This window comes from Companilactobacillus furfuricola (genome assembly GCF_003946325.1).
GTDB lineage: Bacteria > Bacillota > Bacilli > Lactobacillales > Lactobacillaceae > Companilactobacillus > Companilactobacillus furfuricola.
Window position 1 is genome coordinate 22,768 of sequence record NZ_RHNT01000026.1, and the last position, 8,911, is coordinate 31,678.

Genomic DNA, 8,911 nt, shown 5'->3' on the forward strand with positions numbered 1-8,911 from the left:
AATTAATATTTCACCGTATTATCCTTAGGATTTATTTTCTTGGTGAATAGAGTGTATGACCAAATGAAGTAAATCAATACGATAGGAACTAGAATACATGCAACGATAGTCATAACTTTTAGCGTGTACTCTGAATTTGAAGCATTCTTAAGAAGAATGTCGTTACCCTTAATAGTACTGATCATAACCCGTGGGAACATACCATTGAAGATCAATACAATGACTGCACTCAATGATAAACCTGATCCAACGAAGCTCCATCCTGCTCTATCCTTTAGGACTCCATAGTAACCCAACAATGAGAATAATACAATTAAGATTGTAATAATCAATGATGAGACTAATTTATTAGTAAAGAAGTCTGTTTGGAAAATAACAAGTAAAGCGAATAATACTTCACCAACAAAAAGAATTGGGTAAAGAACTTTGTTCATGTTACGTGCACGGTCAGCTAATGAGCCTTCCATTCTCAAACGTAGGAAGTTCAAGCCATGTACTAATGATAAACATACACCAGCAATACCACCAACGACTGAGAGCCAGTTGACAACATCGAAGAAGCCAAGACCTGTAGCATCACCATTGGCATTCAAAGGAATACCTTGGATCATGCTTGTTAGCATCATAACTAGGAAGAATGGTGCTAATGCACTACCTAGGAAGAATAACCATAACCAGAAATTCTTACCAGATTTTGTTTCAGCGTGCTTTGTAAATTCGAAGGAAACACCACGAACGATCAAAGCGACTAAAACTAACATTAGTAGATAATAGTAAGCTGAGAACAATGAAGCATACCACAATGGGATCGATGCAAACATTGCACCACCAGCTGTAACTAACCATGTTTCATTTCCGTCCCAGTGAGGGCCGATTGATGATTGAATAGCAATTTGTTCGTCTTGATCTTTAGCGATAAGACGTGTTGCCATACCAACACCAAAGTCGAAACCTTCAAGGAAGACGAAGATAGCAAATAGTAAACCAATTATACAGAACCATAAAATTTGAAGAATTGTCATTATTTACCAAATGCCTCCTTTGCGAAAGGATTCACATTTTGCTTAGAATCCTTTTCTTCGAAGTAAGGACCTTGATGCAATGTCTGTCTGCTGTACCAAACCATGACACCACCGAGGAAGGCAAATAGTAAGAAGTAAAGAATATTACTAAATAGCAAGCTTCCCACAGTTGATGAAGGTGATACGGCTTGAGAAATTGTGAATAATCCGTAAACGATCCAAGGATAACGACCAAATTCAGTTACGAACCAACCAGCTGAGTTACCGATAAATGGAACCCAAATACCGATACCTAAGCAGTGGAGCAACCATCTCTTGTTTTCGATCGTATCTTTGTTCTTTCTTGAGAATAGTAGTCCTAAGAAATCAAAGATAAGAATGATAAATGCAATTGCGGTCATTATTCTGAAACTCCAGAACAATGTCTTTGCAGGTGGGTAGAAGTCTAATTCTGAACCCATCTGGGTACCGAATTTCTTGTTACCATATTCGTTATTGAGTTCTTTGTTAATTTCGTTCATACCTTTAACAGAACCAGTAGTCTTATGGTAAGTCAAAAGACTAAGTACCTTAGGGATCTCAACTTGATGAGATGCCTTGTGACCCTTAGCATCGATTGTTTCAATAACAGTCCATGGAGCTGGGTCTTTTGTGGTCTTGTAAATACCTTCAGTAGCAGCAAATTTCATTGGTTGATCTTTAAGCATTTGTTGTGTTTGGAAATCACCAGCAACAATTGTTAGAAGAGCACCAACTAAACCTACCCAAAGACCATATCTTAATGAAGTCTTGAAGAAGTGGTTTTCACCTTTCTTCTTACGAAGAAGACCATATGCACTCATACCAGCGATAACGACACCGGCTGTCATGATAGCAGCAATGATCAAGTGAGGGAACACTCTCCAAAGTTGTGGGTTGGCAACCACGTCACCAAAGCTTGTTAGTTTGATACGTGTACGTCCACCCATAACTGCGATCGTGAAACCTGTTGGGTGTTGCATGAAACTGTTAGCAGCCAAGATCCAAATAGCTGATAACATAGTACCGATAGAAGTCATCCAGATCATAACTGCGTGCCAACCTGGCTTGAATCTATCCCAAGTGAACATCCAAATACCGATGAACACTGATTCGATGAAGAATGCTAGCAATGCTTCGATGGCAAGTGGTGCACCGAAGACATCACCCATGAATCTAGAATACTCTGACCAATTCATACCGAATTGGAATTCTTGAATAATACCTGTAACAATACCTACGGCAAAACTTAGTAGGAAGATCTTTCCCCAGAATTTCGCCATAGTACGGTAAACTTCGTCTTTTTTGACTGCGTAAATTGTTTCCATAATAGCAACAACAAATCCCATTCCGATTGAAAATGGAACGAAGAAGAAATGGAACACGGTAGTCATCGCGAATTGGAAACGAGCCAAACCGACGATAGTCAAACCTAGTCCGTACATATAATTACCTCCTCCTATAACTCGTTTATAGATATACGTACATCTATAACTACATTTATCATATGATTAATTAATTAAAATATCAATAGCGATAAATCATTTATCACGATATAAACAATGATAAAAAAAGCAAGCCTGAAAAGGCTTGCATTAATGCCTACTGCGACGGCTTTTTGAAGGATCGATGTTTGGCGAGCGGTTTAAATTATTTTTTGAAGAATTATTTAAATTTTGTCCACGGTCAGGATTAAATCGATTATTGTAGGGATTTTGTCCTTGATTAAAACTGCCATAGTTTTGACCGCTCTGGTCGCTATATTGGTTGTTAGGTTCTTGATTACCGTTATATTGACCGTTGTACTGATTAAAATTAGGATCATTTGGATAATAACCATTTTGCTGGCTACCATTGTATAGACCATTGTTGGTTGAGGAATCGTTGTAAGGATTAGTCGATCCTTGGTAATTGGTTCGTGTTTGCGTTTGATTATCAAAGCTATTTTGAGGATAGCCATTGTATTGGTTATTCAGGTTAGCTTGGTTAAAATTTTGATTCCGTAAATATTCATTGTTGGAGCTTTGTTGATAATAGTTACCGCGATTCAGCTGTTGTTGATTTTCGGGCTCGTCGTCCTCCGGAATAGGATGGATGATCAAATCGACGATACTGGTGATCAAGACGATAGCTCCAATTATTATTCCGACCCAAGACCAGATCTTTAAATAACTAGTATCGGGAAAATCTGAATTCATCAAACCCATGACTGATCCGATGATCAAGATCAAAAAATTGATAATGTCAGGAACTAAGCTATAAGTGCGATTAGTCAAAATGTAAATTATCGCCGTAATAATGTAAGTAATGGCAATCATGATACCAGCCGCACCACTAATTGAACCGTTACCGATCAATGCTGAAATAAAACCAGCAAAACCAGTCTTCAGCATTAAGATGATCGATAAGATAAATAGGATCGTCGCCGCAGAGATTTTAGTGATTCTTACCATGCGAAAATAACCTCCTATGAAATTTTTCTACTATTATATGTTGTCTTTAACAAAGTGATTGATCGGTCCATATTTGTGACCCACATCAATGATATTCTTGATAGCTTGGTAAGTAAAAGTTTTTGAAATACGAATAGCGGATTCAAGATCTTGACCTTTAGCGACTTCCGCAACGATCGATGATGATAAGGTGTCGCCAGTTCCGTTAATATGATCTGTCTTGACATAAGGTTCAGAGATCCAAAATGATTGTCCATCTTCAAGTAAAACAAAATCTTCTACTGAATCGATCGAGTCATCAGCATGCTCTCCTTTGATCATGATGTTCTTAGGTCCAAGCTCTTGCAATTTGTGGGCAGCCAGGACGATCTCTTCACGGGTATTAAGTTCCATTCCTGAAAGCTTCTTAGCTTCATAGAAGTTAGGTGTAATGATATCGGCTAGTGGAAAAAGTCGATCGATCAAAGTTTGGTAAGCATCTTCTTCTAATAACATAGCGCCGTGTTTAGTAATAATTACCGGATCCAAAACGAAAAAGCCAAATGGCTTATCGGCAATCGCATCAGCCACGGTGTTGATCGTTGCAGAATCGGACAGCATTCCCGTTTTGAAAGCTGAGACTTTAAAATCTTCCTTAATATCATTGATCTGACTATCAATAAATTTAGGAGACATGACAGTAGCGTCGTGAATACCGTAGGAATTTCCAGCGACGGCTGCAGTTAAGACGGACATACCATAAACACCGCGAGCCATAAAAGTTTTGAGGTCAGCTTGAGCACCAGCACTTCCATCCGAATCAGAGCCAGCAATTGTTAAAACTTGAGTAAATTTGTTCAAAATAATGCCTCCTAGATTTCTAATTACTTAAATATTACCAGTAATAATCTAAAAGTGATATCAATTTACTTAATTAGCTATCTAGATACCAATTTTTAATTGGGATGCATTAATTTTATTGTAAAATAACATAACGCCGTCACATAAGATTGTAAAATATGAAAATATTTTTAATTTTTCACAATTAAACAAGCGCATATTATGAGAAAATATTTTTCATATTTGAGGAAATGCTCAATTATCAAGTTATAAACCGATTAACTCTTGATAAATGTAATTGTTAGGAAACGTACAACTCGAGAAATGTACTTGATTTCACAAACATCCGGTTAAATATGACGTCATTTTGGATTCTTTCAATTTCACTTATAGACTTATAAATCTATGAATACTATCAAACCGGCAATTGTATTCGCATACAAATGATACGTTTCTGTAAATAACAAGTAATATTTTTGAAATTATTTTGTGAAATCAGTTGCATTCAAGTAAGTGAAAACGTTATTATGAAGGAGATATAACAAAAGTTATATCAGCTATTAATAAAAATATAGATGCGGGGGATAAACGGTATGTCATTGCTCAAGAAAGCCGTCGTATCAATTTCAGCTCTTGCACTTGCTGCACCAATGGTTGCCAATGGTACTGCTGGAATCGCAGCAGCCGCATTGGCCGGCGCAGAAAATGTAAAAACTGAAAGCGTTGCAAAAGACAACTCGAGTTTGAAAGCACCACTTAGAGATGCTAACAGCATTTTTAATCTTAAACTCGACAAGCAAAAAGATGGTTATGTTCTTGTAACTAACATTGCCGCATCCGGTAATAATGTTATCCAAAAAGGCGAACAACTCGTTGTTGATTTTGACACTGAGAACGTTGATTTAGATAACAGTTCTGTTATCAACCAAAAAGGTTCTTTACCATACACGGTGAAGAAGAACGCTGATAAAGGAACGGTTACATTTACATTTAACGAGACTGTACATGATGCAAACTACTCGTCAGCTATTGGTGTAGCTACGAAGAATGTATATGATACAACTCCTGTTAAAGCAAACTTTGAAGGCGCAACAGTTAATGTTGCCAACAATAAGTTGACTTCGAAGTGGCAACCACAATCTACGACTAGTTCATATGCTTCCACGACTAGTCAGCAGTAGACTTACGGAACACAGCAGTCAACTAGCTCAGTAGCATCAACTCAATATGCTTCTACACAAGCAGCATCAAGTTATACTACAACTAGTTACAACACTACTTCGCAACAAACTGGAACGACAACAACTACTCAAGCCGGCAGTACAACACAACAAGGCGAGAACAGTTATTATCAACCAACATTTGACGAAGCAGAAAAAGCTGTCATGGGTCAAACAACTATTAAAGTAGTTGGCGATCTAACACCTGATGCAGATACTCAAACAGCTGCTAACCAAGCAACTACATCTGATGATGCATCGACCGTAACGAACAATGCCCTTGATGAGACTACAACGTCAGAAAATCAAGCTACAACATCGACGAATAACCAGCAAGCTACGACAACTGAAAATTCCAATGCGCAGGGATCTTCAGCTACAACTAGTCAGCCAGTTAAGACCGATACTAGCCAAAGCGCTGAAAAAGTAGACAATTCAAGTGACAACGCAACGCAAACTGCGACGCAAAATATAACAACAAGTAATACCGCAACAAAGAACACTGCAACAACGACGACAGCGGTTGATCAACCGGCACAGTCGAAGACAGGAACTTCTGAACAAGTTCAGGCAGGAACGACACCTGAAAATGTCATCCAAACGCCAGATGGTAAAGCATCGGATCCAAAAGCTACTCTTGAAGAAGTTTTGAAGAATAACGATACAGATCCAAACAATGCTGATAACACTGGCGAAACGAAGTCTTACCAAAAGAACGAAACGTTCGAAGGTATTAGACAGGACATTGAAAACAAAGTTCCAGAAGCAACTGATGCTGAAAAAGCTGAAATCGTCAAAGCTATGCCATGGATGTGGTCATACATTTCCAAGGCTAATAGCCAAGACCAAGTGTTCAATTTTGCAACATTGTTGAGTACTGGTAGAACAGCATACACAACTATCAATGGTGTAGCTGATCCTAACGGTGCAAGTGTACTTCAGCAACAAATGCCAAGCTTATTAAAAGCCTTTGGTGAAAACATGGCTGATGATGCATTTGATAAGGCAATGGACATAGACGTTTTATTAGAGTCACAAGTTTACCAAGATTACATCAACGGTAAATATACAACTACTGATAGTGAACTTGACGCTTCCGAAGCTTGGAACGCTATGAAAGATCACATCACAGTTGAAAAGGTCGACTCTAATACAGATACAACCGGAGCAACTAACTTGAAGGAACGGACTTACAATCCAACTGCTACTTTAAATAGTTATGCTGCTTCAGCTGTGGCAGAACAAAATGCCAAGAGAGCTGATAACCTAGTTATCAACAAAGATACTTCATCCAACGAGGCCACTGAAGCTACTGACGAACAAGCTTCAGCCAAGGATGGAAAAGCCAATGCTGCACTATTCTCACAAATTGAGAACGACATGGGCAATAAGATGCAAGGTTCATCAGAAATGGATAAGGCAGAAATCCTAGGATCACTTCCTGGAATTTTACATGACTTATCAAGCAAGACTGATTCATCAGATACAAATGGTACAACAGCCAAATACTTGCAAAAGACGACTGACGGAAACCAATACTTAATTACATTAAACACACAACCAATCAGTGGTAGTTCTGACAAGTATCTAGCAAACTTACCACAAGTATTTAACGCTTTTGGTGATAGCTTGAAAGATGGTGACTTCGATCAACCTATCAACAACCAATTAATGTTGAACTCACAAGTATATCAAGATTACTTGGACGGTAAATACGTACCTGACGCACTAGTACAAAAGAAGACAGTAGATAACAAAGATGACTTGCTACCAGCAATTCTTCTAGCTATCTTAGCTGTTCCACTTGCTGCATTAGCAATGGGTGTAGTTGATATCGTAACTTCACCAATCTGGGTACCATTAGCATTGATCACATGGGGAATCGTATTTGCAATCACTGCACTACCTGTTGTATTCATTTACACAGTACTCGGCGCATTGATCATTCCTTCATTGATCTTGTTCCCAATCATGTTAGTCGTATCATTGTTCACAGCACCATTACTATTGATCGCTAACTTGATTCCAATCATTAACTTGATTACTGTTCCAATTAGTTTAGTTATTTTAGCATTGACATTTATTCCAGGATTCATCGTATTATCATTCATTCCTATGGTTCTATTAGCTGGTGCTATAGTTCTCGCAGGATTGATCGTTCCACTAGTTATGACAGTTGGTCTTGTAATTGCTCAAGTAATTGCAGGTATCATCTCATTATTAACAGGTGGATTGTTAGCAATGCTACTTCCAATAACAGCCTTATTAGGATTAGTAATTGCTGGACTATTTAGTTTACTTGGATTAATCGGATTTGCCTTGATCGCAGGATTGATCATGGGTGTAGTTCTCGGATTGATCATTGCCGGATTTGCTGTATTAACAGTCGTGGCTGGTGGATTTGCCGGAGTCATCGGACTTGGACTAATCGCTGGTATGGCCGTAGTACTTCTAGGATACTTAGCCTTTATGGCCGGAGGTATGCTAGCCGGTATGGCAATATTCTTGATTCTATTACTTCTAATGCCTCAGTTCTTAGTTCTGAACTTCTTATTATGGTTCATCGGCTTCGGATTCATGGCGTTGATCCTAACTGATCTAGCACTTCCAAGTCTATACTTAGCAGTAGCTATCGGTGGACTTATGATGCTATTCTTCATTCCAGGACTATTGATTGCATTATCATGGCCATTCTGGATGGGTCTAGTATTAGCAATTTCAATTCCAATCGTTGAGATCGCATTCGTAATCGCATTACCATTCTCATTCATTCCACTATTCGGTTGGATCGCAGATGCTATCGTTGGTGTAATTATCTTGATTCAAGCTATTGCACTAGCAATCAGTATCGTAGTTCCTATCGTTATCGGTGTACTTATGATGACTGTTGGTATCATTGGATTTGATATCGCTGCAGCAGCCGCACTTGTTATTGATTTGATCAAGAAGAAGGAAGTTGCTGAAAGAATTCATGTAAATATTAAGCCTAACTGGAATCGGAAGATTCGCCCTGTTGGTTTCTGGACTAACAGCGATCCACTTTCTTTTGCTTTAGCTTAATTAGTTTTTGATATTTAAGATGTTCTAGACTGTTTGGTCTGGAGCATCTTTTTTTGTGTTTTGGTAGTATTTTGGTTGTACGTTCAATGCCGACTCCGGGGCCCGGGGATACACACACTGGAACGTAGGGGACGCGATTTTGAGCTACCTGGGGAGTTCGCCCAGGCATCTCAAAACTCGGTCTTTCACTAGGCGATAAAATCGGTTCTCGTCGTGGTTTGGTTATTTTGATGCATTTATTCAAGAAGAGGCTTATATACTCAATGCCAATTTTCATGAGCATATAAGCCTCTTCTTTATTCATTACGACTTAGGATGT

At 38.6% G+C, this 8,911-nt stretch carries 7 protein-coding genes; 3 read left to right on the forward strand and 4 right to left on the reverse strand.

Going from position 1 to position 8,911, the window contains the following annotated elements:
* Window positions 1-2 precede the first annotated feature (2 nt).
* From cydB to thiD, 4 genes are all read right to left on the reverse strand, one after another.
* Window positions 3-1,022, reverse strand: coding sequence for a cytochrome d ubiquinol oxidase subunit II (cydB, locus tag EKM78_RS07905; protein ID WP_125771091.1), 1,020 nt, complete (start codon window positions 1,020-1,022; stop codon window positions 3-5).
* On the reverse strand, window positions 1,022-2,485 hold the full coding sequence (locus EKM78_RS07910; RefSeq protein WP_125771093.1) for a cytochrome ubiquinol oxidase subunit I: 1,464 nt from the start codon (window positions 2,483-2,485) through the stop codon (window positions 1,022-1,024). The genes cydB and EKM78_RS07910 overlap by 1 nt, the downstream gene beginning before the upstream one ends.
* A 150-nt stretch (window positions 2,486-2,635) precedes the next feature.
* A complete protein-coding gene (locus EKM78_RS07915) occupies window positions 2,636-3,493 on the reverse strand; it encodes an MFS transporter (RefSeq protein ID WP_125771095.1) in 858 nt (285 codons plus the stop codon).
* 33 nt (window positions 3,494-3,526) lie between these two features.
* Entirely contained in the window at window positions 3,527-4,336 is an 810-nt protein-coding gene (gene thiD / locus EKM78_RS07920) for a bifunctional hydroxymethylpyrimidine kinase/phosphomethylpyrimidine kinase (protein ID WP_164507259.1), read from the reverse strand.
* 569 nt (window positions 4,337-4,905) lie between these two features.
* Here thiD and EKM78_RS07925 point away from each other — a divergent pair.
* Genes EKM78_RS07925 through EKM78_RS07930 form a run of 3 tightly spaced genes read left to right on the forward strand, consistent with a single transcriptional unit; the run spans window position 4,906 to window position 8,592 of the window.
* Window positions 4,906-5,493, forward strand: a complete 588-nt coding sequence (locus EKM78_RS07925) for a hypothetical protein (RefSeq protein WP_125771099.1) — start codon at window positions 4,906-4,908, stop codon at window positions 5,491-5,493.
* A 46-nt stretch (window positions 5,494-5,539) separates the two neighbouring features.
* A complete protein-coding gene (locus EKM78_RS12685; RefSeq protein ID WP_164507258.1) occupies window positions 5,540-5,722 on the forward strand; it encodes a hypothetical protein in 183 nt (60 codons plus the stop codon).
* On the forward strand, window positions 5,698-8,592 hold the full coding sequence (locus tag EKM78_RS07930; RefSeq protein WP_125771101.1) for a hypothetical protein: 2,895 nt from the start codon (window positions 5,698-5,700) through the stop codon (window positions 8,590-8,592). The genes EKM78_RS12685 and EKM78_RS07930 overlap by 25 nt, the downstream gene beginning before the upstream one ends.
* Window positions 8,593-8,911: the final 319 nt, after the last annotated feature.